This is a genomic window from Alkaliflexus imshenetskii DSM 15055, from assembly GCF_000517065.1.
GTDB lineage: Bacteria > Bacteroidota > Bacteroidia > Bacteroidales > Marinilabiliaceae > Alkaliflexus > Alkaliflexus imshenetskii.
Genome location: NZ_KI912105.1, coordinates 3,018,440 through 3,042,130, shown reverse-complemented (window position 1 = coordinate 3,042,130; position 23,691 = coordinate 3,018,440). Strand labels below are relative to the sequence as shown.

Annotated in this window: 28 protein-coding genes and 1 riboswitch; of the genes, 8 read left to right on the top strand and 20 right to left on the bottom strand. The window is 42.1% G+C overall.

Annotated elements, in window-relative coordinates:
• Positions 1–6: 6 nt before the first annotated feature.
• From ALKIM_RS0112820 to nifH, 3 genes are all read right to left on the bottom strand, one after another.
• Positions 7–372, bottom strand: coding sequence for a P-II family nitrogen regulator (locus tag ALKIM_RS0112820; protein WP_026475000.1), 366 nt, complete (start codon positions 370–372; stop codon positions 7–9).
• A gap of 226 nt (positions 373–598) precedes the next feature.
• A complete protein-coding gene (locus ALKIM_RS0112815; RefSeq protein ID WP_026474999.1) occupies positions 599–925 on the bottom strand; it encodes a P-II family nitrogen regulator in 327 nt (108 codons plus the stop codon).
• Between the two features lie 32 nt (positions 926–957).
• Positions 958–1,782, bottom strand: a complete 825-nt coding sequence (gene nifH, locus ALKIM_RS0112810) for a nitrogenase iron protein (RefSeq protein WP_026474998.1) — start codon at positions 1,780–1,782, stop codon at positions 958–960.
• Between the two features lie 381 nt (positions 1,783–2,163).
• On the opposite strand from nifH, the gene ALKIM_RS0112800 reads away from it, so the two are divergent.
• Complete coding sequence (locus tag ALKIM_RS0112800; RefSeq protein ID WP_218916701.1) at positions 2,164–2,625, top strand: hypothetical protein; 462 nt, start codon at positions 2,164–2,166, stop codon at positions 2,623–2,625.
• A 117-nt stretch (positions 2,626–2,742) separates the two neighbouring features.
• On the opposite strand, the gene ALKIM_RS0112795 is transcribed toward ALKIM_RS0112800, so the two are convergent.
• From ALKIM_RS0112795 to ALKIM_RS0112780, 4 genes are all read right to left on the bottom strand, one after another.
• On the bottom strand, positions 2,743–2,982 hold the full coding sequence (locus tag ALKIM_RS0112795) for a hypothetical protein (protein WP_026474996.1): 240 nt from the start codon (positions 2,980–2,982) through the stop codon (positions 2,743–2,745).
• 137 nt (positions 2,983–3,119) lie between these two features.
• The gene (locus tag ALKIM_RS0112790) at positions 3,120–3,524 is read right to left on the bottom strand and encodes a NifB/NifX family molybdenum-iron cluster-binding protein (protein WP_026474995.1); all 405 of its coding nucleotides are present in this window, start codon (positions 3,522–3,524) and stop codon (positions 3,120–3,122) included.
• A gap of 144 nt (positions 3,525–3,668) precedes the next feature.
• Positions 3,669–4,145, bottom strand: coding sequence for a GNAT family N-acetyltransferase (locus ALKIM_RS0112785; protein WP_026474994.1), 477 nt, complete (start codon positions 4,143–4,145; stop codon positions 3,669–3,671).
• Between the two features lie 4 nt (positions 4,146–4,149).
• The gene (locus ALKIM_RS0112780; RefSeq protein ID WP_157363904.1) at positions 4,150–5,661 is read right to left on the bottom strand and encodes a sigma 54-interacting transcriptional regulator; all 1,512 of its coding nucleotides are present in this window, start codon (positions 5,659–5,661) and stop codon (positions 4,150–4,152) included.
• A gap of 433 nt (positions 5,662–6,094) precedes the next feature.
• Here ALKIM_RS0112780 and ALKIM_RS0112775 point away from each other — a divergent pair, with 433 nt between their 5' ends.
• On the top strand, positions 6,095–6,484 hold the full coding sequence (locus ALKIM_RS0112775; protein ID WP_026474992.1) for a winged helix-turn-helix domain-containing protein: 390 nt from the start codon (positions 6,095–6,097) through the stop codon (positions 6,482–6,484).
• A gap of 34 nt (positions 6,485–6,518) precedes the next feature.
• Here the strand turns inward: ALKIM_RS0112775 and ALKIM_RS18500 are convergent, their stop codons facing one another.
• From ALKIM_RS18500 to ALKIM_RS0112730, 9 genes are all read right to left on the bottom strand, one after another.
• Positions 6,519–8,375, bottom strand: a complete 1,857-nt coding sequence (locus ALKIM_RS18500) for a (Fe-S)-binding protein (RefSeq protein WP_162148818.1) — start codon at positions 8,373–8,375, stop codon at positions 6,519–6,521.
• A gap of 28 nt (positions 8,376–8,403) precedes the next feature.
• Entirely contained in the window at positions 8,404–8,739 is a 336-nt protein-coding gene (locus ALKIM_RS0112765; protein ID WP_026474991.1) for a 4Fe-4S dicluster domain-containing protein, read from the bottom strand.
• A 55-nt stretch (positions 8,740–8,794) separates the two neighbouring features.
• Entirely contained in the window at positions 8,795–9,826 is a 1,032-nt protein-coding gene (locus ALKIM_RS18495) for an FAD-dependent oxidoreductase (protein WP_044117936.1), read from the bottom strand.
• 110 nt (positions 9,827–9,936) lie between these two features.
• Positions 9,937–10,989 (bottom strand): heterodisulfide reductase-related iron-sulfur binding cluster, encoded by a 1,053-nt coding sequence (locus ALKIM_RS18490; protein WP_052345550.1) that lies wholly within the window; start codon positions 10,987–10,989, stop codon positions 9,937–9,939.
• 171 nt (positions 10,990–11,160) lie between these two features.
• Positions 11,161–11,811 carry a 4Fe-4S dicluster domain-containing protein gene (locus ALKIM_RS18485; RefSeq protein WP_044117934.1) on the bottom strand — a complete coding sequence of 217 codons (651 nt, stop codon included), beginning with the start codon at positions 11,809–11,811 and terminating at the stop codon, positions 11,161–11,163.
• A 113-nt stretch (positions 11,812–11,924) separates the two neighbouring features.
• Positions 11,925–12,578: a response regulator transcription factor gene (locus ALKIM_RS0112745; RefSeq protein WP_026474990.1), complete on the bottom strand. Its 654-nt coding sequence runs from the start codon at positions 12,576–12,578 to the stop codon at positions 11,925–11,927.
• The gene (locus ALKIM_RS0112740; protein WP_026474989.1) at positions 12,571–13,527 is read right to left on the bottom strand and encodes a sensor histidine kinase; all 957 of its coding nucleotides are present in this window, start codon (positions 13,525–13,527) and stop codon (positions 12,571–12,573) included. The genes ALKIM_RS0112745 and ALKIM_RS0112740 overlap by 8 nt, the downstream gene beginning before the upstream one ends.
• A 170-nt stretch (positions 13,528–13,697) precedes the next feature.
• Entirely contained in the window at positions 13,698–14,132 is a 435-nt protein-coding gene (locus ALKIM_RS0112735) for a DUF6483 family protein (protein WP_026474988.1), read from the bottom strand.
• A gap of 171 nt (positions 14,133–14,303) precedes the next feature.
• Complete coding sequence (locus ALKIM_RS0112730) at positions 14,304–15,140, bottom strand: tRNA threonylcarbamoyladenosine dehydratase (RefSeq protein WP_026474987.1); 837 nt, start codon at positions 15,138–15,140, stop codon at positions 14,304–14,306.
• Positions 15,141–15,380: 240 nt separating this feature from the next.
• Here ALKIM_RS0112730 and ALKIM_RS19350 point away from each other — a divergent pair, with 240 nt between their 5' ends.
• The 6 genes from ALKIM_RS19350 to ppnP all read left to right on the top strand — a co-directional run bounded on the left by ALKIM_RS19350 (position 15,381) and on the right by ppnP (position 19,086).
• Complete coding sequence (locus ALKIM_RS19350; protein WP_052345548.1) at positions 15,381–15,761, top strand: HEPN domain-containing protein; 381 nt, start codon at positions 15,381–15,383, stop codon at positions 15,759–15,761.
• Positions 15,740–16,048: a nucleotidyltransferase family protein gene (locus ALKIM_RS0112720; protein WP_052345547.1), complete on the top strand. Its 309-nt coding sequence runs from the start codon at positions 15,740–15,742 to the stop codon at positions 16,046–16,048. Before ALKIM_RS19350 ends, ALKIM_RS0112720 begins: the two co-directional genes overlap by 22 nt.
• 161 nt (positions 16,049–16,209) lie before the next feature.
• Positions 16,210–16,335, top strand: coding sequence for a hypothetical protein (locus ALKIM_RS20325; protein ID WP_262480533.1), 126 nt, complete (start codon positions 16,210–16,212; stop codon positions 16,333–16,335).
• Between the two features lie 291 nt (positions 16,336–16,626).
• Complete coding sequence (gene gap, locus ALKIM_RS0112705; RefSeq protein ID WP_026474985.1) at positions 16,627–17,640, top strand: type I glyceraldehyde-3-phosphate dehydrogenase; 1,014 nt, start codon at positions 16,627–16,629, stop codon at positions 17,638–17,640.
• 89 nt (positions 17,641–17,729) lie between these two features.
• Entirely contained in the window at positions 17,730–18,698 is a 969-nt protein-coding gene (locus tag ALKIM_RS0112700) for a tRNA dihydrouridine synthase (protein WP_044117933.1), read from the top strand.
• Positions 18,699–18,804: 106 nt separating this feature from the next.
• Positions 18,805–19,086, top strand: a complete 282-nt coding sequence (gene ppnP, locus ALKIM_RS0112695; protein WP_026474983.1) for a pyrimidine/purine nucleoside phosphorylase — start codon at positions 18,805–18,807, stop codon at positions 19,084–19,086.
• 84 nt (positions 19,087–19,170) lie between these two features.
• Here ppnP and ALKIM_RS0112690 read toward each other — a convergent pair whose 3' ends face one another.
• The 4 genes from ALKIM_RS0112690 to ALKIM_RS0112675 all read right to left on the bottom strand — a co-directional run bounded on the left by ALKIM_RS0112690 (position 19,171) and on the right by ALKIM_RS0112675 (position 23,189).
• The gene (locus ALKIM_RS0112690) at positions 19,171–19,677 is read right to left on the bottom strand and encodes a flavodoxin (protein ID WP_026474982.1); all 507 of its coding nucleotides are present in this window, start codon (positions 19,675–19,677) and stop codon (positions 19,171–19,173) included.
• 94 nt (positions 19,678–19,771) lie between these two features.
• Complete coding sequence (locus ALKIM_RS0112685) at positions 19,772–20,110, bottom strand: DUF6686 family protein (protein ID WP_162148817.1); 339 nt, start codon at positions 20,108–20,110, stop codon at positions 19,772–19,774.
• A 314-nt stretch (positions 20,111–20,424) separates the two neighbouring features.
• Positions 20,425–21,051: an anaerobic ribonucleoside-triphosphate reductase activating protein gene (locus ALKIM_RS18475; RefSeq protein ID WP_052345546.1), complete on the bottom strand. Its 627-nt coding sequence runs from the start codon at positions 21,049–21,051 to the stop codon at positions 20,425–20,427.
• Positions 21,048–23,189 carry a ribonucleoside triphosphate reductase gene (locus tag ALKIM_RS0112675; RefSeq protein WP_026474980.1) on the bottom strand — a complete coding sequence of 714 codons (2,142 nt, stop codon included), beginning with the start codon at positions 23,187–23,189 and terminating at the stop codon, positions 21,048–21,050. Before ALKIM_RS0112675 ends, ALKIM_RS18475 begins: the two co-directional genes overlap by 4 nt.
• A 123-nt stretch (positions 23,190–23,312) precedes the next feature.
• Positions 23,313–23,520, bottom strand: a riboswitch (cobalamin riboswitch).
• Between the last annotated feature and the right edge of the window lie 171 nt (positions 23,521–23,691).

Genomic DNA, 23,691 nt, shown 5'->3' with positions numbered 1-23,691 from the left:
CCTCCTTTAATCAAGCGTTTTATCACCGGTTTCGCCCGTTCGCACACGTATTGAGTCAAAGGTATTGACCACAAAAACTTTTCCATCGCCACTTTTACCGGATTGGTTGGCTTTGATAATGGTTTCAACGGCCAGATCTTTTTTGTCATCGGTCACCACCAGCGTGATCAGCCGTTTTGATTTGAATCGGGGCACTTCGGGAATCAGTTCATGGAGCTGGGGATTTACCTCGGCCGCCCGCTCAAGGTCGCCATGCCCCTTTCCACGACCGAACACCGGCATTGCAGTGAATGATGGCAGACCCACATCGGAGAGTGCCAGCTTGGTTTCCTGCATTTTGGCTATTCGTATTATTGCTAATATCAATTTCATCTGTTATTCTTTTATTGGTTTGGTTTTAGGTTGTTGGTTTTTGAGTTGTGAGTTGGTAGTTAATGGTTGTGAGTTGAGTGTTGAGAGTTGGTAGTTAATGGTTAAGAGTTGAGAGTTGTCGGTAAAAGCCAATAACTGCATCCATAACCATAAACTCTGAACCCTAAACTTTGAACTATAAACTCTGAACTATAAACCCTAAACTTTGAACTCTGAACTACAAACTTCAAACCTCCTTAAACCCTGATGAGATGGTATAGGACTCTTCAACCGGCGTGACAAAAATTTTCCCGTCTCCATACTGTCCGCCATCATCTGAGCGTGCAGCACTCATAATGGTTTCAACCACAAAGTCCTTGTCTTTATTCTGAATTACCAACATCAACATCTCTTTGGGCAGTTCATCATAAGTCACAGCGCCCACTTTTAATCCCCGCTGTTTGCCACGTCCAAAAACCGGCAACTTGGTAACCGCAGGAAAACCCGCATCAAACAGTGCTTTAAGTACCACCGGTGATTTTTCCGGGCGTACGATTGCTCTTAACATATACATATTGAATAGATTTAGCAGATTAGTAGATTGGTTTAGTTAAGTACCCCAAAGTCGATGAGTAGTTTTTCGAGGTCGTCGATAGAGAGCGGGGTTGGCAGCACCATCATTTTGTTTTCGTCGATTTTTTGTGCCAGCTGGCGGTATTCATCGGCCTGCACATGTTCAGGAGCATGGTCAATTACCGTTTTGCGGTTTATTTCGGCATGTTGCACCATATTGTCGCGCGGCACAAAATGAATCATCTGTGTGCCAAGCTTGCGGGCAAACTCCTGTATCATATTGGCTTCGTTATCCACTTTTCGTGAATTACAGATAAGACCGCCCAAACGGACATCACCTGCTTTACCAAACTTGGCGATGGATTTACAGATGTTGTTGGCAGCATACATGGCCATCATCTCACCAGAGCATACAATGTACACCTCCTGGGCCTTACCATCGCGTATGGGCATAGCAAAACCGCCACAAACCACATCGCCTAATACATCATAAAATACATAATCAAGCTTTTTGTCCTCATCATAAGCCCCCAACTGTTCCAACAGGTTTATTGAAGTGATGATGCCTCGTCCGGCACAACCTACGCCTGGTTCGGGGCCACCAGACTCCACACAGCGTGTATTACCAAAACCAGGCTTAAGCACATCATCCAGCTCAATATCCTCGCCCTCATCGCGCAAAGTATCCAGCACGGTTTTTTGTGCAAGCCCGTGAAGCAACAGACGGGTTGAGTCAGCTTTGGGGTCGCAGCCCACAATCATCACTTTTTTGCCCATCTCTACCAGTCCGGCAACAGTGTTTTGGGTTGTGGTACTTTTTCCGATACCACCTTTCCCATAAATGGCAATTTTTCTCATTGCAGTAAAGTTTATGTTGGTTAATCTGGATACACCTATTGAAAGAAGTATGCCGAAGCAGAATAAACATAGTTCCTAAGAAAAAATAATTTGCGCTAACTCCTATTATACAACTACTTACAATAACCCACAAGCAGCTATTTCAATTAAGTTTAAATAAGCAATCATCTGATTTACAACATTCCGGTATTTGAAAAACCGGCATCATACATAATCGTAGGATTTTAGTGCCCGTAAAAATGGCTTTGCAGATACCACAGGAGACCAATCAGAAAAAAAGACATCCCTATGTCTTGAATAACAAAACATTAGCAACACAATTAAATATCAGGTTGCTCAAAACAAAATCATGGCCTGATTTCTGATTTACCCTGATTTGATATGACATTTAAAACTGACTTCCAATCAAAACCCACCAATATGGAACATGCAACTATTGACCATGATTATATGGTTTTGGCATCAAACACTTTGCAAGAGGCCAACCAGTTCTTCGACATTCTCAAACGAAGTATCAATGAGCCATCGCGGTTTAACAACGACCTGAAATACAGCATCACGCTGATGATGGTTGAAAAGTACTTTGTGGCATTAATGGCCTGTTATGAAGAGTTGCCCACACACCATGTACCATTGGGGCTTTATCGCGAAGCAGAACAGTTTGAGCCTGAACTTACGCCATCCATCAAACAGACCTGCATTTTAACAGGAAAATTCGAAGGCATTTGTTCGCTAGAGGATTTTGGCTACCGCACACCCACTAATGAAGATTTAAAAAACATGATAGAAGGAATCAAGGAAATCAAAACTTTGGTTGAAAAGCGTGTCGCTCTAATGGCATAAAAAAACATCAGACGAATAATATAAAATTCATCTGATGGCATTTTTTTCATTTAAAACAGAAGTAAGCAAAATAGCAGTTCAGTTGCCGATAACTAATTTCCAAGCATCTTCTTCACCTCATCCAAAAAGATAAAACCAATCCTTTATATTCTTCACATAGCCGGCCTGTTCGTAGGTTTGGCATTTGACCAGCAAACTGTTGATTACCTCATCAAACTCAAATTCGGTAAATGGCAGCCCCATACCAGAAAGTAAGTCCAGAAGTTCTCCTCTGGACTTACAGCTGTTGCACAGCTTTCGCATTTGGGTGTCGGTTTCAAAATTTCGGATAAAACTTAACGCATTTGAAGTGGACATAATTATACGTTTCTGATTTTTTACTGAAAAGCCATCTTTTTAATTCCAAGTAGCCATATAATAAAGTTGGTTTAGGTTGGTTTAGATAAAAACAACTGGCTACCCTAAGCAAAGCGCGGCATTTGAAACATTCGGAATCAGTTTTGGCATAATGCCGAACTGCATGAAGCACATGAAGAAGCACAAAATGAGTGAACTTCACTCAATGCCTCCTCATATCCATACAATGGCAGGCAGCGCATTTTTAATAATTCCAGATTGGTGAGTAAATCATTGCCCACAGAGCGGTAAACCCTAAAACCACCGTTACTAAATACTTTGAGCGCCATTGGTTGCATGGCTGTGGCAATCACGTTGACCACCCCATTGAGTTTCAACTCTTCGAGCATCTCCGCAAAATCAACCGGTAGTCCCGAAGGATCGTACCAAGTCACATGGTTGTCAGACGTATCAAAAATACAGACGGAACAGGATGCGCTAAACCCGCCGGCAATCTCATACCGGTGAGAAGCACTGTCGATTACGGGTACAAAGACTTTCATGGCTTAATGTTTTAATAGGTTTATAGTTAGATTAATCAGGTAGGTTAATTACCTCTACTCAACCTCTGTACCAAAAAATGCATTTCGCAGACTATAAGACACTTATTAAAACAAAACAGTCGTACATCCTACATTTATGTAGGACTAAACCAGTCGCTCCCAAAAGTGCATGGGTGGTTCGCATTCGGCAAATCCCAAACCGGCATACAATGTTTTTGCCCGAGAATTATCCTCCCTAACTTCCAGATTTACTTTACAATAGCCACGTTCAGAAGCAATCTGAAACAGCTTTTGAAGCATGGCCTTACCTAAACCCTTGCCTCGATAGGTGTCCAACACAATTAAATCATGGATGTTGATATAAGGCGCCAACTGAAAAGTAGAGTAGTTTACAAAACAGGTAGCCATTGCAGCAAACACATTATCACAAAGGCCAAACAACACAAAACAGGATGAATGAGATGCCAGCCCCTTTATCAAAATCTGTCCTTCCTCATCGGAAAAAGGAACAGAGCCTCCCATGGGATCCTGCTTGTATGCATTGATAAGTTGCACAAGAGCTGCAGCGTGCGTGCTGTTATTAAAGTCACAAAATAAAAATTGGAATTGATGATTACTCATAATATCAGCGTAATTTAAACCGTCTTGGATCGATGTCATACTTTTTAATACGGATGCCCATCATCCGTTCGGTAATTCCCAGAACCTTTGCAGCTTTCACCATATTGCCCTTGCTCGCAACCATTGAATCAATTATCAGTTGCTTCTCATGCTTCTCGAGAATCATCTCAAGCGTACCGCTTTCGGTGGTTTTGCTAGACACAGCAGTTTGAAGCGTAGGAGGCAGGTTATGCGCCCGAATCACCCCATCGGTACTAAGAATACAGGCCCTCTCCAGACAGTTTTCCAACTCCCTGATGTTTCCTGGCCAGTGATAAACCATTAACATATCGATGGCCATTGAAGTAATGCGTTTAATGTTCTTGTTGTGACGTTTGTTAAACTTCTCGATGAAATAATTTGCCAGTACGGGAATGTCGTTTATCCGCTCACGCAACGGCGGCACATACACAGGAAATACATTTATCCGGTAATATAAATCCTCGCGAAATTCCCCATTGGCAATAAGCTCTTCCAAGTTTCGGTTTGTGGCACAAATTATCCGCACATCCACTTTTACCGGCTTGGTACCTCCTACCCTTTCGATTTCGCGCTGCTGAATCACGCGCAGCAACTTAACTTGTGTGGATAAGGGTATCTCACCAAACTCATCCAGAAAGATTGTGCCACCATGCGCCGCTTCAAATCGGCCAACCCGCTGGTTAATAGCACCTGTGAAAGCACCTTTTTCATGCCCAAACAACTCGCTTTCGATAAGATTTTCGGGCAAAGCGGCACAGTTTACCTTAATAAAGGCGTTATTTTTTCGCAGACTGTTCTGGTGAATGGCATCAGCAATAAGCTCCTTACCCACACCACTTTCGCCACGGATAAGTACTGTGGCATCGGTACCTGCCACACTTTGAAGCAATGCAAAAACATCGTTCATTTTGCCGCTGTTGCCAATGATAAAATCAGTTTTTATCTGTTGGTTCAATACCCCGCGTAGCTTTTGGTTTTCGCAACGTAACTGCTCCAGTTCCTCGGCATACTCCTGACGACGACGTACGGCGCGCCCAATCATAGTACCTACAATTTTCAGGAGGCGAACGTCTTCATCAAACAGTCGCATGCGGCCATACACTTTGTGAAAACTCAGTGAACCAATGATTTCATCCTTATACCGAATGGGAACACAGATAAAAGAAATATCCTCACCATTCACTGTCACTGGTGACTTGGTTCGATTCAGAAAATCAGGTGCATCACCAATTTTTGGCACCAAAATTTGTTTGCCACTTTTGATAACAGAGCCTATGACCCCTTCGCCCGGTCGGTAGCTTAACACCACATTCTCCTCCTGCTCGAAACCAAATGCCCCTTCTACAAATATTTGCCCACTCTCGCGGTTTAGAATGGCAAGAATAATTCGTTCGGCAAGCAAATGCTCACCAAGTCTGGCAATTACAAGATTGAGATCTATCTCCTTGTTGCTCAGCAACTCACTAAAATCGAGCAGGAGATTAAGTTCCCTCATGCCATAGCAATCATTCGCTGAAGATTCAAAAAAATCGGGCATAGTGGTATTGTGTTATGGTTTAGGCAAGATTGTGTTGAAAATACAATGCTAAAAATACGAATTTTAATATCCACCCCCTATCAATAACACCACCAAATCAATTATTTTATAATAATTTCACATTAAACCCGTAAAATAATTCACATTTCATAAAAAAGTATACTATTTTTACAGTCACACCATAAACACAAAAAAACATCCTACTAAAAAGTACTTTTTGTGAATATACACTACAAAAAAGTAGGATTTAATTAAAGTACACTATGACTAAACCCATCAAACCACTTAAAAAACACCACTAATGCAAAAAAGGAATCAAATTTGCTTCACAAACACAAAAAACAGGAGATACACATAAAATATCAATAAAAAATTCCCAAATCAAAAACGGATGAAAAACAACTTCAACTTAAACGGAAACATAACCATTCATTACAACAACGAAGTTTTAATGGATGCCTTAAATTACCGCTTACTAAATCTCATCCTCACCGATGAACAGATGGCAGGACTGGTAAAAGAGCTGCACATCTCACGTAACAAGGCCATGCAAATAATCAACCACATGAACCGACTGGCGCCGCGTCCGGTAGTTGAAATCGAGAAAGACAAAAATGAACCAACCTTTCGGGTAAGTGATTTTGGGATGATGCTCCTAAACAGCTATGCACAGAAAGAATTTGAACTATACATTTTTCTGAATAAGAGCAATCAACATTTGAATAACTCGTTCATGATGATGAATGAAACCAGAAACAACCTGATGGCAGTGATGCATTGAGGAAGATTTTTTCGATTCAGAAGTTCAATCCCTTTTAAGGCGTTACGTTGACACTCGCCTGTTTTTTGCGTGTGCGGGAGCCAGCAACGTTAACCTCCTTGCACTCTAGCATCACCTCTGCCAAATCTCTCACAGGCAATGTACTCTGACGCGACAATGTGTTTTTACACATTGGACAAGCCGTGACAATATAATCTGGGCTATTCTCAGATAAAACAGTCAACGTATTGGCGGTAATTTTTTGCTTTTGCTCTTCGGCGAGTGTCAGCGAACCGATATTATTTCCACAACAAAGCGCTTTGTTGCGTTCACTTGACAAAGCCACCAACTCACCCACAGTGTAAAGCAGGTTACGTGGCTCATCGTAACAATTTGCACCCCTCCCCAACTCACAAGGGTCATGATAGGCATAACGCAAGTTTCCTTTATGACGATTCAATTTTTGCGTTTCAATCAATTGCCAAAGAAACTGAGAATGGTGCAACACCGGAATATTTAAATCATATTCGGAAGAAAAATAGCGGTAGCAGATGGGACAGGTCGTCACGAGCAGTTGTCCGTTTTGCCCATGAATCAATTCACGGTTTCTTTGGATGAGCATTTTAGCCTGCTCTGCAGCGCCAGCCAATGCCATTGGGCGCCCACAACAGATGGATTCGTGCTCATCGAGATGAATAAACTTCACACCCGCTTCGTGAAGTAACGATTTCACAGCCTGGGTGGTCTTGGGATTGATGCGCCCCATACACCCTGTATAGAGCACCACTTCGGTTGTATCGCGCCACAGCGTCATGGTTCCGTGAAGATACCGATGGTCAAAATTTGCTTTGCGATGTAAATGACTCCGTGCATCCAGCCTCAGGCTTTCAAGGCTGATGCCCACTGGACAGGCTTCCTTACAAGCACCGCAGTTGAGACACATATCGGCAATGGTCTCATAATTGTGCCCGGCACGTACCTGCCGCACAAAATAGGCTGATTGAAACGAGTTAATGCCGGCGCCCATGGCCGGACAAACATCGAGGCAAACACCGCATCCCGGGCAGGAATGCACTTCAAAGGCCTGTACGCCTTTCTCAGGGTTAAATCCCGGCTCAGGTTGCACCCCCCATTTTTTCAACAGCAACATCACCATCTCGGTGGGGATATGCAGATAACGCGAAAATGGCAATGCCAGAAAGAAGAGTCCCAAACCAGTTGAGTAAGCCCACCAGAGCGGCAATTCAAGCCATACAGCCCAATCATGAGAGAGAAAGAGTGACGAAGTAACCGTAGTTAAAAAACTGCCACCACCATGCACTGCCACCGTGGCCGACTCAGCCATCAACCGCAACGGAAAAACCATCCAAAGAAAAAAAAGTGCTATGCGATTGGCCGGATTGTGCCTGGTGGTATTATTCATACCAACCACCTTTTTGCGGATGCGCTTCACAACAGCTATCGACAATCCGGACAACACAATCAACAACGAAAGCTCCATATAAAACAGCAGTACCCCGTTCATCCAAAAACCTTCGGTGAGCGGCTCAAAATAGCGGAAAAATATTGCATAGTAAGGTGGGTTGAAAAAATTGCCGGTATAGTACCATGTTTCCAGTTTTCCGCCAACAATGAGCATAAACCACCCAAATGCCAGACTAGCATGCATGAAACCAAGGAGCGGATTCACCCGGAAAATTTTCAGATGCAAAAGAGATTCTTGCAAAATTTCTTTCACCGCCAACAAAGTACTGCGAGAAAAAAAGCCCCACAGAACACGTTGCCTGTTGCCAGGCGACATGCCCCTGAGCCAATAAATATACCTGGCTACAAGTACAACGCCCATCACTGAAAAACCAACAACAAAAGGCAATACAAAAGGATGGTACATAATCAGTTCAATTTTTATCACTACACCAGTGTTTAAAAACCGATAAACACTAAACATCCAAAACGTCTGTAATCTGGCTCATCAACAACACCCCGTGCCGAATGTTAACGCCCTTGGGGCAGGTCATTTGGCATTTTCCACATAACATGCAGGCTCTGGCTGCTTGCTTCATCTCATTAATGAGTCCTCGGTGAGCCATCAAATTTAAACGATAAAACTGCATACCGGTAAAGTAACCAGCCGTGCATACTGCGGCACACCGGCCACATGCAATACACTCTTTAAGTGATGGTTCACGGTGAAGCATCTTCTCGATGGCCGGATGCAGCCGTTCATCCATATCGATATGACGGGACTCCGAAGCAGTATATCCAAAATTTATCATTATCAAATAATAGTCTATGAATCAATTAATTTGCTACCAGTAGAAATATATTACTTCAACTTTTTGTTTTTAAAAAGTTATATACATCCACAGAAACAGCTTTGGCATCCTGAATGGTATCAGGCAGAGATGCAGGGCCTTTACAGGCACCGGCTACAAACAATCCCGGCGTCACCTGAAGGTATTCAGGCGTATTCAGCTCTCTATCTGCCATAAAACCATCGCCAAACCCGGGCTTACCAAGTGCCAGATGGTTGTTTTGGGCAGTTAATTTCACGGCAGGCTCCATGCCAACCATCAATACAAGCATATCAAGTGTAAGTTTTAAGGGGCGCCCCATTAGCGTATCTTCGGCCTTTACTTGAATTTTGCCTGACACTGCCGGCGATGCCTCTGACAATCGGCCACGGATAAATTGCACCTGATGGTTCACCTGCGCTTCGTGGTAGAGCTCCTCAAAACCAAGACCATACATTCTCAAATCCATATAAAAACATGTAACTGCTGAGTCGGAAAACCTCTTTCTGATTTCGATGGCCTGTTTCACCGCCGTAACGCAACATACCTTACTGCAAAAACGGTTACCACATTTCACATCGCGTGAGCCAACACAATGCACAAACCCTATTTTTGGTGCCGCCAATGATTTATCAAATGGCCACGGCCGTTGACCATTAAACATCTCTTCCAGTTGTGCCGAGGTGACCACGCCCGGATATACGCCATAACCATACTCCTCTTTGCGCGAGGCATCAAAAAGGTTAAAACCGGTGGTGAGCAACACCGCATCTGATTCATATTTAAGTCCGTCGTCAGATAGCAGTCGCCATGTATTTCCATTATGGGAAATCTCAGAAACCTTACTCCCCAAATGCATGGTAATGCCTTTAACACCATTCAGCAAAGGATTTAATGCATGGGTTGCATTCTGAAAGTGCGGAAACAAGGCATGCCATTGTTTAAGGTGCCCTCCGGGAGAACCATTTCTCTCAAAAATCTCGACAGAAACCCCCAGACTTACCAGCGTGGCGGCAGCCTGCAAACCGGCTGGACCGGCACCTACTATGGCCACTTTTTGTTGCGACATATTTTCAGACTTTAAAACTTATCTTTTATAGATGAGAAGATGGATAAACGTAAGATGATTAGATGTAAGATGATTGGATTTTGAACCAGCTCTGAAACCAAAAATTCAATTCAAACCATTAAAACCGATGGACGCGCAGGTGGTTTTATGTCCACTCCGGCCAACCGATATTTCTCAATTGGCGCATACAGTATGCCCAATTTATCGAGTAACGATTCAACCTGTACCTGATGCATCTGCAAACCCAGTTTCCATGGGTCCATGCCAAGCATCAGCCCTGCCAGCTCTTCGTGGGTTAATACTGGAATGCCGTGACCATGTGCGGAGAAAGTTTTGCCCGTCATCTCGGCAAGTGTGTATTGCCATTTATCCAAAAACATGGCGCATCCGGGGCAATTGGCAACAATAAAATCCGGTTGAAAGGGTGCCATGGATTCAAATTTCACTTTGGCATTTGACACAGAATAACCGCGATTTTCCTGTATCAGATAGTGCCTAAATCCAAAACCGCAGCAGTGTCGGCGCTCCGGATAGTCCACAACCGTGCCACCCCAGGATTCAACAAGCCCTGACAAAACAGAAGGGAACTCCGCTCCACCAAAACCCTCATGTGGAAAAATCTTCGCATAATGACAACCCACATGCTCCACCACTTTAAGCGGCTCTCCACTTTTACAATTCATCAGCCGAACAGAAGAACGCTTCAAAATCTCATTGCGAAAATGAAATACCACATCCGAGGCGTGTACCACCGATTGAGGCAACTCAAACTCCCGCCCGGTGGTTTTCCGTAAAGCATCCCTGGTTTGTTCCAACTTTTCAGGAAAATGTTTCCACATATCCAACATCTCAAGATATATCCCGAAAGATGTCACACATGAAACCAACAGATTGCGATACCCGGCCTCCGTCATCAGCGACAGTTGACGCGCCACCATAGTCATGATTGTTTCCAATGGAATGATGTCTGAATGGTAACCTATGCCGGTGCAGGTTGTGTGTCGGCTGTCTTCAAACACATCCTTCCCAAGCTCGTTGCGTAAAATATTCAACAGAGCTGTCTCTGCGCCCGGGAAAAAAGTTTGCCGAATGCAGCTGCGCACATAAAAAAAATGGTCGTCGGGCACCCGCTTTTCATAATCTTTCCATGATATATTTGCCATCACCTCAGAATAATGGATTGTTTTAAATAGATGTTAGATGTTTAGATTTTAGATGAGCAGATGAGAAATTCTCATATCTGAATGGTTCCAGCCCTCTAAAATCTACAATCTTCCATAATAATCAGACGCTTGTATGACTTAAGTAACTATATAATGCTTAAAATGTAGGATTTACTTGAAATCAGAAGCCGATACTACTTCAGAACCGGCAGTCTCCATGGCTTTCTCTATCTTTTCGAAAAGGCGAATGGCTCCGGTCTCTTCAAAAATGCGGCGCAACTCCGCCAGGGTTTCCGAATCCATCTGACGAACGCCACCGTTTCCCGGCTTATAATAGTTTGAGCCTAAATGTGGGAACAATTTCTCGCCATTGTCAACGGCCCATTGCCATACAGGCCCTTGCTCCGGATGAAGTTCCGGCTTGACCAATCTGGGATGCACACAATAACCGGTTTCCAAAATGCTGTGACCAATGGTTCGCTTAATCTGTAATTGCTGACGCCCCAAGCGGGAATTCACAAAGAGCCCCGACTCCTGACTCAGCCTTCGCAACACCTGAATCACATACCCAGGTGTATTGCCGCGCGGACAGCGGGTTTTGCACGACAGGCACTGTCCGCACATCCAAATCTCTTCGCTGCTCAAAATATCTTTAAGCGTGTTCTCGTCAGCGGATTGCACCTCCAGACAAATCTTACGCGGGTCGTAATCAAAGTAGGCGGCTGCAGGGCAAATTGCAGTACAAACGCCACAACTCATGCAAGCGTTCAGCCCTTCCACAAAGCGTATGTCAGACCGTAGTTCGTTTAATAAAGAGGTCATTACTTCTGAATCAGAGTTATTTCTTAATCAAAAGTAAACACAATTTTTCCTACTTAAATAAGGGGAAATACGTAAAAACCAGGTAGTACTAATACGTAGTAATTTCTGTCAGGCTACATTTCGATGAGTTGATTTTTGATGGCATACATCACCAGACTGGCAGTATTTTTACATTCCGTTTTAAGCAGCACATTGGCGCGGTGCTTTTCAACGGTGCGTTTACTGATAAACAATTTGTCAGCAATTTCACTGTTTGACAACCCCTGGCAAATTCCAATCAGAATCTCCAACTCACGTTTAGAGAGCTGCTCATCATCGTTTTCGGGGTGTGACTCGGCCTTTTGGGAGAGTATCAGGTTACGCAACAGCTGATGCGAGAAATAATTCCCTCCTTCGGCCACAGTGTGGATGGCCAGTTTAACTTCCTGTATGTCGCTGTCTTTCAACAAAAAACCTTTCACTCCGCACTCAAGCATTTTGGTGTAATACTCCTGTTCACCATACATCGAAAGCGTGATAATTTTTATATCAGGATACTGCTCCAGTGCACGCCGCGATGCTTCAATGCCATCCATCTCAGGCATTGCAATATCCATAAGCACCACATCCACCGGGGTGTGCTGTAGCTTCTCGAGAAAAACTCTGCCATTGCCGGCTTCAGCGGCCACTTCCATGTCAGGCATCGACGACAACAACATGCTCAATCCATTTAAGAACAAACTGTGGTCATCCACCAAAAAAATCCGAATTTTACTTTTACTATCCATTTACCGGTATTGAGATGGTTACAATAACACCCTTATTTACATCAGACAGCACTTCGATGTGTCCTTTCAGCGATTTCACGCGGCTAAACATATTAAAATAACCCGTTCCAACGCCTTGCTTGTCGGCGCAAAGTCCATCGGTATTAAACCCGACACCATTGTCCTTATAGTTTACCTGGATGAGCTCTCCATTCAGCTGCATGTCAATATCCACCCGCGAAGCGCCCGAATGTTTGATGGAATTATTGAGCAATTCACACACCATCCGGTATAGCAATATTTCAACGCTTTCTGAAAACCGGTCATCGATGGCATTGGATTTAAACACCACTTTTAACCCTTTGCTCTGATTAATTTTATTGACAAAATTGCGAATGGCCTTTGCCACCCCAAAATTCTTTAAAACATGCGGGCTCAGGTTGTTCGAAATCTCCTGCACACTCTTTATGGCCTCACTGATGACCATGTTGGTATTTTTAATGATGGACAAACTGGAAGGGTTTGTTTCCGCAGCAGCCAGAGACGAAACCGACATCTTAATGGTTGACAAAAGTGGCCCCAGCCCATCGTGAATCTCTGTAGCAAAACGGCGCCGCTCACGCTCCTCGGCCTGAATGATGGCATTTAACAGGGCTTTCTCCTGGTTGCGCGTTTGTTGCTCCACCTGCTTAATGTGCTGAAAAATCTTCTGAATCAGAAATACCCCCGAAGCAAAAAAGAGACTGGCGATGGCACCTAGCCAGGTATAAAAAAGTTTGTAATATTGAGGCTCTATGTTGGTAACAAATGGTAAGAACTCTGCACTGCGCTGAACAGCCATGATAATCAAACCAGAAGAGATAAGAATCCATGAAAAATTGTATTTGGTGACCTTCATGAGCTTTACTGCCACAAGAGCCGCAAAAAACTGCAAAATAATGGTGATTGCCAGCGTTATTATAAGTGCCATATCTGGTTTTTATTTAACAGATGCTAGATGGATAGAAATGAGACTCTATGAGATACCGAATCAGTTTTCGAAGATATATAACTTTTTCTGATGCATCAGACATCTATCATCTTAAAACTATAATGCAACTACCCCCAAAAAAGGTTGTTTGATTACAAATCAGCGCCAATCTACTTCTTACCCAGCTGCCCTCTAAGTGACTCAACTCGCTCTTTCAACTCCGTTTCCCTGTTTCGATGCTCCAACGAAAAAGTTCGTGAAAGCTCAATTATAGACTGTATCATTAATAGAGATTTCTCATAGAATTCAAGGCTTGCGATTGGACTATTTTCAGCCTCGGACAATTTTCCCTGCACAAAGAACAGTTCGGCCAATATTTCGAGATGGCCATGACTGTAATTGTGCTCTTGTAACAACACTTGGGTAAGTTCATTCTTTGGGATGGCAGAAAAAAATGCGGCATCCTTTTTCAGCATGTCATAATAAAGCCGGTCAATATGTACCGATGCGTCATGTAATTGACCTTTACGGATAAGACCTAAAATGCCGGCAATAAGTTCACCAAGCATTTCTAGCATTCGCATTATGTAGTCTCGCTGATACATAAACCGCTGTTTTCGATGATGAAACGAGCCATGTGAAAGTGGTCTCACACATGAACATAGCCTGTCCCGATTTATCGGGACAAGTTCTGGCCGTTAAAAACAAAATATAGTCAGATGAAAATTACAACATTTCACTCAAAAACAAGCCAAAAATATAAAAGAGCTACCGGTTTAGCAAAGCGCCTCGTGTAATGCAGTTTCGTTTTTCGAGAGTGAATGGTAGATATCCTGTACAACCAAACCAGCCAGAGTGAAACCAAAAATGGAAGTAATATGCGCTACAGTGCCATTGATAACTGCTTTGAGACTGCACCATTCATGATTGGCCAGTTCGGGGTCGCCGGGTGCATTTGTTGATTTGGGACACAAGCAGGCTGAGGTGCCACATGATGCACCAGCTCCTGCATTTTCGAGCACCTCATCGCTGTATACGCACATAAACTTCTTAGCGGGCAAGTCGCCTTTGCGCATCATCTTTCGAATGCGCGAACCAAGCGGGCAACCATTTACTTTCCAGAACTCTGCCACCTTCACGCGCGTAGGATCTACTTTTAACGATGCGCCCATCGATGAAAACAACACGGCATTGGTGCGTGTAGCCTGGCGTATCAGATGCATTTTACTTCCCAGACTGTCGATGGCATCAATGATGTAATCATATTTCTCCAGCTCAAAAATATGGTGATTGTCCTTGTTGTATATCTTTTGAATGGCAGTAATCTCAGCATTGGGGTTAATCTCAAGTAAACGTCTTTTTAAGGCATCCGTTTTAACTTCGCCTACCGTTTGCGATGTGGCATGTAACTGGCGGTTTACGTTGGTAATGCAAACGCGATCCGAATCAACAATGGTAAGATGTCTGATTCCGGTACGAATGAGACTTTCGGCACACCAACTGCCCACACCACCAATTCCAAAAATAATGACACGCTTTTGAGCCAACGCCTGCATTCGCTCACTGCCCATTAAAAGTTCCGTACGCTGGAACAACCCCTTTTCGATTCCCATTTACAAGAATATAATTAAAACGACAAAAACATCCGCAAAAATCGGAATGTCAGTTGAATTAGCCAATTGGTTTCACAAAATTTAAGACTTTAAGTGCGTAAATGGTTTTTGGAATCCTTGTAGGAGAGATCTAACTTTGTTAACAATAATCCCTTACCAGCGTGATAGGTATGAAAACATTGAAATTTGAATCTGTTCAATGATTGTTTTTAGTAACTTTGATATTCTTGACCACATAAGATGATTAATATAGAAAAGCAAATTGACTATTGCATTAACGGAGCTGATGATGATTTATTAACAGCTAAATTGTTAATTCAAGAAAAACGCATTCTACATGGATTGTTTTTTTGTCATTTAGTGATAGAAAAAGCCATTAAAGCCCATGTTGTTAAGCACACAGGTGAGATAGCTCCTAAATCACATAACTTAATCTATTTATCAGAAAAAACCAACTTGACTCTAGACAGTGAAACAGAAATATTTCTGGGGATATTAATGAAGTATCAACTTCAAGGCCGATACCCCGACTATAATCCTATCGTTCCAGACATATTAAAAGTTAATGAATACCTTGAAACAACTAATACCTTATTAAAATGGCTAAAAGAGAGATTGTAGATTTATTGAAAAAATACATTTTAGTTTTACGTTCCGAAGGTATAACCGTTGATAAAGCATATCTATATGGCAGTTATTTGTCGAACACAGCCACAGATGAAAGTGACATTGACGTAATGATAGTCACTGAAAATGAGGACGATTATGTAACTGGGAAAGTTTGGAGTCTGACAAGGAAAGTAAGCTCAAAAATAGAGCCCTATTTGGTAGGGAAAGGCCGTTTTGTTAATGACAATGACTCTCCCTTAATTGATTTAGTAAAAAGAACCGGGTTAGAAATATCATAAAATCACATTCAACGCACTCCACAATAAAACTTACATCTTTCATCAAAAAATTGAAACCCTACCATCCTCTTTCTCGTTTTTAGGGTATATCGCACAAGATTATCTGGGCATATAGTTGTTGAAATAAATCATTTACCCTATTTTTACAAAAAAAAGTGATTATGAAAAGAGTTGCAACCATTGCTGTAGTTCTCGTATTTATTGCGCTGGCTTTCTCGTCATGCAAAAGTAATTACGACTGCCCTGCATATAGCCAGGCCGAAACAGAACAACCGGTTCATGCCTAATCTTTGAAACAGATTATATGATGAATCAAAAAAGGGGGATTAAAAGTTTCCCTTTTTTTGTTGCATAAACCATCCTCTTACACCACACTTCAGTTTTCGCCCCACCTTTAATTTTCATAATGAGCAGGTTACAATTACCGAAATTTAACTTCATTTCACATTTACAGCCTCAAATGAAACAAATCATTCCTTGAATCTTTGACATTGTTTTTATATTTTTGTACCGCTTTAAATAAAAAGCCCTTCTTGAACATCACTTTAACCAAAATAATCACTTAAAACAGAGATAAAATGTCAAAAATTAAAATTGGTATCAACGGTTTTGGCCGTATCGGCCGTCTGGTGTTCCGCGCCGCTCAAAACTTCGACAATGTACAGATTGTAGGTATCAACGACTTGATTGACGTAGACTACATGGCTTACATGCTTAAGTATGACTCTACTCATGGTCGTTTCAACGGTACTGTTGAAGTAAAAGACGGAAAACTGGTTGTAAATGGCAACGCTATCCGTGTTACTGCTGAAAGAAATCCAGCTGACCTGAAGTGGGATGCTATCGGTGCAGAATACGTTGTTGAGTCAACTGGTTTGTTCCTTGACAAAAAAACTGCACAAGGCCACATTGATGCCGGTGCAAAAAAAGTGATCATGTCTGCTCCTTCAAAGGACGACACCCCGATGTTTGTTTGTGGTGTAAACCTTGACAAGTACACAAAAGATATGCAGTTTGTATCAAACGCTTCTTGTACTACCAACTGTCTTGCCCCCATCGCAAAAGTATTGAACGACAAATTTGGTATTGTTGAAGGTCTTATGACTACTGTTCATGCTACCACTGCTACTCAAAAAACTGTTGACGGTCCTTCAATGAAAGACTGGCGCGGTGGACGTGGTGCCGGCCAAAACATCATTCCTTCTTCAACCGGTGCTGCTAAAGCTGTAGGTAAAGTAATTCCTGCTTTGAACGGCAAACTTACTGGTATGGCTTTCCGTGTGCCAACTCCTAACGTATCTGTAGTTGACCTGACTTGCCGTTTGGAAAAACCTGCTTCTTATGCTGATATCTGTGCTGCTATGAAAGCTGCTTCAGAAGGCGAATTGAAAGGTGTACTTGGATATACCGAAGATGCTGTTGTTTCTAACGACTTCGTTGGTGAAACCAAAACTTCAGTATTCGACGCAGAAGCTGGTATCTCTTTGAACGACAACTTCGTAAAAGTTGTTAGCTGGTACGACAACGAAATGGGTTATTCAACCAAAGTTGTTGAGCTGATTCAGCACATGTACAAAGTTGACAAAGCTTAATTTTTAAGCATCAACCATATTTAAAAGCCCCTTCGATTCTGATGGGGCTTTTTTTTTACCAATCAAACCAATAATCTGCAACCGCTCCAATGACGGCAATCAGCAACGAAAAAAGGGATATAAACATCATATCATCTCCATTACAGGGATTCACCGACTATAGGTTCCGAAATCTGGTGAATCAGCATTTTGGCGGTATTGATACTTTCATTGCACCTTATATCAGGTTTCAGGGCGGAATGGAAATCAAGAAGAGCTATAAGAACGACCTGTTACCAAGCCATAACGAAGTAAAAAACCTTGTGCCCCAGGTTATGACGCGTGACAGCAAGGAACTTTTGTATGTGGCTGACTATGTGAAACAACTGGGCTACAAAGAACTAAACTGGAATCTGGGCTGCCCCTACCCCATGGTGGCCAAAAGGGGCATGGGCTCAGGACTCATTAAGGATTTTGACAAAATTGACTCCATCCTGCAAACAGTTTCTGGTGAAGCCGATTTAGACATCTCAGTAAAACTGCGACTCGGGTATGAGAGCAATCAGGAAATACTAAAGCTGCTGCCGGTGCTCAACAACCATAAAATCAAATATCTCATTATACATCCTCGTATTGGCAAGCAACTTTACAAGGGCGATGCAGATTTGGAAATGTTTGAACAGTGCATGGAAATCTGCGACCTGCCAATTGTTTACAACGGCGACATTGATACGGTTGAAAAGTTCGTTTACCTCAAACAACGATTTCCACACATAAACCACTGGGCTATAGGCCGCAGCGTTATTTCAAATCCGTTTTTGGCAGGCATGATAAAAACCGGCTCCTGCCAACTTCCAGAGGATTGGACAGAGCAGTTCAAATCCTTTCACGAAGCCCTGTTTCAATCTATGAGTGAGTCACTCTCGGGACCGGGGCATTTACTGATAAAAATGCAGAGCTACTGGGAATATTTCAGCCAAATGTTCTCCGATGCGCATAAAACTTATAAGATTATCCGAAAAGCAAAATCAATAGATGCCTATCAACAAGGCGTTGCAAACATCCTTAAACAGAAATAGAGTTTTTGCTTTGGTGAGAAAACATGAAATTTTTAGAATGGACAAATCTGTAGAGACATTAAACCACTTAGCAGTATCAATATATCACTAACAAAATTGCACAATCATGTACAAAATCAACGAGTATTTTAATGGTAATGTGGTCTCCATAGCCCACAAAGGTGCCGAAGGAAATGCCACCATCGGTGTGATGGCTGCCGGAGAGTATGATTTCGGCACCTCATCGGTAGAGATAATGACGGTTATTTCGGGAGAGATGAAGATTAAACTGCCCGGCGCCACCGAATGGACTACCTACAAGAAGTTTGATTCTTTTAGAGTAGAAAAAGGAGTTACATTTAAAGTAAGTGTGAATGAGGATACGCCGTATCTGTGCCTTTATCTGTAACCAGAAAAAACGGACGGCCCATTCGCCATAAAAAAGGGCCGTCCGACAAACATAAAAGCAAGATTAATTTAACTAAAAGAAACTCTAACTAAAGCAGGACTTCAACTCACCTATCCACGCCTCCAGACGTTGATTGGTAAGATTACTCTGATTGTCCTCGTCGAGCGGAAGCCCCACAAACACGCCATCTTTTACCGCCCGCGACTCGGAAAAATTATAACCATCGGTAGGTACCTGCCCCACAACTTGAGCACCGCATTTAAGCACGGCATCATAAATATCAGCAATACCATCCACAAAAGTATCGGGGTATGATTCGCCATCTCCCAATCCAAACAAGGCAACTCTTTTCCCATTCAGGTCAGCCTTTTTAAGTTTCGGCAGAAAAGACTCCCAATCGTCCTGAATATCGCCATATCCCCAGGTTGAAGTACCAAATATCAAACAGGAGAATTCTGTCAGATGTTCGGCAGCAGCATTGGAGATATCGGCAAGATGCACATCACAACCAGTTAATTTATCTGCAATTGAGTGGGCAACCGTTTTGGTATTCCCGGTGGATGAGCCATAAAATATTGCAATCTTCTTCATAAGTATAGTATTCAGCAATCGTTAAACATAATGCTATGCAAATCAATAATTAACTGCATCTCCTATCATCGAAGTTATCCAGGTTCAGAATAATTCAATTTAATACAAGCTCCCAGTTAATCAGGTCACTATTATTAAGCAACCGGGGATTATTCTTCAGCTCCAGCAGTTCACGTAGTTCAAGAAATTCAGATGACGAAAGGCACAAATAAGCTTTTGACGCGCCAATGTTGAGCAGCAGTTTGCGACGGTTAAATGAATCTTTGTTAAGCCTTAGATAATGCGTATAATCAATATTTCGAACGTAATCTGAAAATCGCTTTAACTCTTCATAATTGAGATTCAGAAGTAGGTTGCCAAACTCCATGTGGAAAACATTTTGGCAAGGACAAAATGCGATTTGTCCATTAACTGATTTGCTTATCAACTTCATATCACCAAATTGAATTTGTCTGGTACTCTATGTCTACTCATTGATGACGTAAAGAATGTCACCTATTTAATTCATCTCTCTAATTCCATCTACTTGCACCAGAAAAAAAGTGTTTATTTAGAAAGATTCTATACAAAGGAAGAGATTATTAACTATCAGCACAATCACAAATAATGGGGTTTTTATTCGGCTACTGGAACGATCAAAAAACTTCTAACCTTTGAATTAGAGCACATTAAAGAAAATCTGCATCCCAATAAGTTGGGATGCAGATTCATTGAGTAATTAAAGAATCGATTTTCTGCCATAGAAACTCATACCAGTGCATTATTCACCAAGCAGCCATCACGAAAAACATTCACTGTATAGCGGTCTGCTCCTGACACGGATTCCTTGATTTGCTGAATAATCTCATCTGTATGCAAATCAGGAATAAAAGTTGTTCGGAACTCAGAAACAACAGAAGCGTTGATTAGCAAATTGATGGAGTGTTCGATATTTAATCTCACTTTGGATGAAAGGTTTATGCCAACAACCTTCTGCCAAAAAGCCCAATCTCCGGGTATGCCCTTCAAATCCATCGCGATATAATCAACCAATCCATTGTTTAAAAGATAATTAATCATAGAGGAATTCGTACCATTGGTATCGAGTTTTATTCGAAAACCCAAAGATCTAACTTGCCTTAAAAAATTCGGAAGGCTCGGATGAACAGTTGGCTCTCCGCCTGTAATTACCACTGCATCAAGCCACGATTTTCTTTTCTCTAAAAAACCGACTATTAGCGATTCGGGTAATGCATTACAGAATAGAGCTGGAAGAACCAGAGTGGGATTGTGACAATATCCACACCTAAAATTGCATCCCTGCGCAAAAACTACTGCAGCCATGAAGCCAGGATAATCAAGCAGGCTCTGCTCTAAAAAACCACCAATCTTCACTTCAACATAGCGTTATCAAACAACTTGCGATCAGTAAACTCTTCTTGTTTGCCATCATTCCATTGCTCAACAGGCCTTAGGTATCCAACAATACGTGAATATACTTCGCAACTAGATTCATGCCCCTCATTTGCGCACGAGGGACAAAACCGATGCTCCCCCGCAATATAACCGTGCGAGGGACAAATACTAAATGTTGGCGTTAGTGTAACGTAGGGCAAATGAAAGTTATGAGTTATCTTGCGAATCAACAGTTTTGCCGATTCGGCTGAAATATGGTTTTCGCCAAGAAAAGTATGGAACACAGTTCCTCCTGTATATTTTACCTGAAAGGCATCCTGCATCGATAGAGCTTTGAATAAATCATTTGTATATGCCACAGGCAGATGCGTTGAATTAGTATAATAGGGTTTATGTCCATTTTTGACATCCTTTTCGTTAGCCACAATGATATCCGGATAGTCCTTTAAATCAATACGAGCCAATCGGTAGGATGTTCCTTCGGCTGGAGTAGCTTCCAGATTGTAAATATTCCCACTCTCTTCTTGAAATAACTCAAGCTTTAAACGCATAAAATCCATTACACGTAAAGCAAATTCACGCCCCATATCAGAGGTAATATCATGTCCCATAAAGTTCTGGATACATTCATTCATACCAATAATCCCAATGGTAGAAAAATGATTCTTCCAATACATACCAAACTGATTATAGATATGCCTAAGGTAGAATCTGGAATATGGATACAAGCCCTCTTTTGTAAAGCGTTCAATAACTTTACGCTTAATTTCCAGACTATCGCGAGCAATTTCCATCAATTTCTCCAGTCGCGAGAAAAAATCGTCTTCATTCTCACTTTCATATCCCAACCGCGGCAGGTTTACAGTTACCACGCCAACACTACCGGTAAGAGGATTTGCGCCAAACAATCCTCCCCCTCGCTTTTGTAACTCTCGCTTATCCAATCTCAAGCGGCAGCACATGCTGCGCACATCATCAGGGCTCATATCAGAATTCACAAAATTAGAAAAATAGGGGATGCCATATTTTGCTGTAATTTCCCAAATCTGGTTATAATCGGGATTGTCCCAATCAAAATCAGAAGTGATGTTATAAGTTGGAATTGGAAACGAAAACACTCTTCCGTTGGCATCTCCCTCAGCCATAACGGCAGCAAAAGCACGGTTGAAAAGATTCATCTCAGGTTGAAACTCGCCATAAGTACAATTCATTGGCACACCTCCAATTACAACCGGTTCATTCTTCATGAAATCAGGCACTTTCAAATCCAGTGTAACGTTCGTAAATGGGGTTTGAAAGCCCACCCGCGTTGGCACGTTCACATTAAACATAAACTCTTGCAAGGCTTGTTTTACCTGATCAAATTCAAGTTTGTCGAAACGGATAAATGGAGCCAGCAAGGTATCAAAATTAGAAAAAGCCTGAGCCCCGGCTGCTTCACCTTGCATGGTATAGAAAAAATTTACTATTTGCCCGAGAATCGTTCTAAAATGCCGGGCTGGTTTGCTTTCCACCTTAGCTGTAACACCAGTAAAACCAGACATTAATAAGTCCTGCAAATCCCATCCGACACAATAAACACTCAAAAATCCTAAATCATGGATATGCAAACGACCTGACAAATAAGCATTCTTGACTTCATCAGGATAAATACGCTCAAGCCAGTACTGCGAACTAATTGCCGTTGCTATGTGCTGGTTTAAGCCTTGAAGCGAATAAGAAGAATTCGCACTCTCTTTAATCCGCCAGTCGTTAAGATTAAGATAATTATCAACCAAATCGAGGTTCGACATCAGCTCACGTGCATTCCTCATTGACTCATGCTGCTTACGGTAAATGATGTAAGCTTTAGCAACATCAAAAAGGCGGCTGTCAAACAGCATCATCTCCACTTCATCTTGAATTTTCTCTACAGTCAAAATAGGTAATTCACTCGCGAAGAGGTTGAGTCTTTTAAGTACATCCAGCATTAAATCACCAGCGAGTTCCCGATTGGGTTTGCCACAGGCTCGCAACGCTCTAAAAATAGCATAGGAAATTTTAGCAGCATCAAAAGCCACCATTCGCCCGTCGCGTTTCCGAACAACGAGCTCATTAAAAGCACCATTTAACTCCATAAACATCATTTTTTTGGCTCACAATACAGCAAACCGGTTAAAAAAGAAAAATGGTAGCACGGAATAGAAACAGGAAAAATAAAGAGAAGCCATTACTTCATTCTTCGCCTTTCACCCGAAAGCTACAAAGTAAACCAATGGCAGGTCTTCTGGCTTGTCCCAATTCGAAAAGGCCTTCCCATTTATCCTCGAAATGGATTGAACAGTGGCACATAAATTTCGAATCACTAAAATAGGATTTACAGCTACGGGGATAGCTCCTGATTTTCACAGGATTCCCTTTTAATCTGGTAATATAAAAATCACCAGAACCTAATGGTTTTAATAAATCAAAACTAAAGTAATATTACTTAATTACTATAGGTATTTGGAATTAGATATTAACAATGCGTGTTGAAAAGTGATTCCAGGAGGCTTTTCCATGGGGATATTTTCTTGGCAGGTATTAACTAAGGTCAGATACAATGTTTGGAAATTAATACGAAGAGCGACTTGCAAATGC

Coding starts and splice junctions, on each gene's coding strand:
- ALKIM_RS0112820 (WP_026475000.1), bottom strand. CDS start 372: ATGAAATTGATATTAGCAATAATACGAATAGCCAAAATGCAGGAAACC.
- ALKIM_RS0112720 (WP_052345547.1), top strand. CDS start 15,740: ATGGCTAAAAGAGAGATTGTAGATTTATTGAAAAAATACATTTTAGTT.
- ALKIM_RS0112740 (WP_026474989.1), bottom strand. CDS start 13,527: ATGGCACTTATAATAACGCTGGCAATCACCATTATTTTGCAGTTTTTT.
- ALKIM_RS20325 (WP_262480533.1), top strand. CDS start 16,210: ATGAAAAGAGTTGCAACCATTGCTGTAGTTCTCGTATTTATTGCGCTG.
- ALKIM_RS0112795 (WP_026474996.1), bottom strand. CDS start 2,982: ATGTCCACTTCAAATGCGTTAAGTTTTATCCGAAATTTTGAAACCGAC.
- ALKIM_RS0112800 (WP_218916701.1), top strand. CDS start 2,164: ATGACATTTAAAACTGACTTCCAATCAAAACCCACCAATATGGAACAT.
- ALKIM_RS0112675 (WP_026474980.1), bottom strand. CDS start 23,189: ATGGAGTTAAATGGTGCTTTTAATGAGCTCGTTGTTCGGAAACGCGAC.
- ALKIM_RS0112780 (WP_157363904.1), bottom strand. CDS start 5,661: ATGAGGGAACTTAATCTCCTGCTCGATTTTAGTGAGTTGCTGAGCAAC.
- ALKIM_RS0112775 (WP_026474992.1), top strand. CDS start 6,095: ATGAAAAACAACTTCAACTTAAACGGAAACATAACCATTCATTACAAC.
- ALKIM_RS0112735 (WP_026474988.1), bottom strand. CDS start 14,132: ATGTATCAGCGAGACTACATAATGCGAATGCTAGAAATGCTTGGTGAA.
- ALKIM_RS0112700 (WP_044117933.1), top strand. CDS start 17,730: ATGACGGCAATCAGCAACGAAAAAAGGGATATAAACATCATATCATCT.
- nifH (WP_026474998.1), bottom strand. CDS start 1,782: ATGAGAAAAATTGCCATTTATGGGAAAGGTGGTATCGGAAAAAGTACC.
- ALKIM_RS0112785 (WP_026474994.1), bottom strand. CDS start 4,145: ATGAGTAATCATCAATTCCAATTTTTATTTTGTGACTTTAATAACAGC.
- ALKIM_RS0112685 (WP_162148817.1), bottom strand. CDS start 20,110: ATGAAGTTGATAAGCAAATCAGTTAATGGACAAATCGCATTTTGTCCT.
- ALKIM_RS0112815 (WP_026474999.1), bottom strand. CDS start 925: ATGTATATGTTAAGAGCAATCGTACGCCCGGAAAAATCACCGGTGGTA.
- ALKIM_RS0112745 (WP_026474990.1), bottom strand. CDS start 12,578: ATGGATAGTAAAAGTAAAATTCGGATTTTTTTGGTGGATGACCACAGT.
- ALKIM_RS18490 (WP_052345550.1), bottom strand. CDS start 10,989: ATGGCAAATATATCATGGAAAGATTATGAAAAGCGGGTGCCCGACGAC.
- ALKIM_RS0112765 (WP_026474991.1), bottom strand. CDS start 8,739: ATGATAAATTTTGGATATACTGCTTCGGAGTCCCGTCATATCGATATG.
- gap (WP_026474985.1), top strand. CDS start 16,627: ATGTCAAAAATTAAAATTGGTATCAACGGTTTTGGCCGTATCGGCCGT.
- ALKIM_RS18495 (WP_044117936.1), bottom strand. CDS start 9,826: ATGTCGCAACAAAAAGTGGCCATAGTAGGTGCCGGTCCAGCCGGTTTG.
- ALKIM_RS0112790 (WP_026474995.1), bottom strand. CDS start 3,524: ATGAAAGTCTTTGTACCCGTAATCGACAGTGCTTCTCACCGGTATGAG.
- ALKIM_RS0112730 (WP_026474987.1), bottom strand. CDS start 15,140: ATGGGAATCGAAAAGGGGTTGTTCCAGCGTACGGAACTTTTAATGGGC.
- ALKIM_RS19350 (WP_052345548.1), top strand. CDS start 15,381: ATGATTAATATAGAAAAGCAAATTGACTATTGCATTAACGGAGCTGAT.
- ppnP (WP_026474983.1), top strand. CDS start 18,805: ATGTACAAAATCAACGAGTATTTTAATGGTAATGTGGTCTCCATAGCC.
- ALKIM_RS0112690 (WP_026474982.1), bottom strand. CDS start 19,677: ATGAAGAAGATTGCAATATTTTATGGCTCATCCACCGGGAATACCAAA.
- ALKIM_RS18485 (WP_044117934.1), bottom strand. CDS start 11,811: ATGACCTCTTTATTAAACGAACTACGGTCTGACATACGCTTTGTGGAA.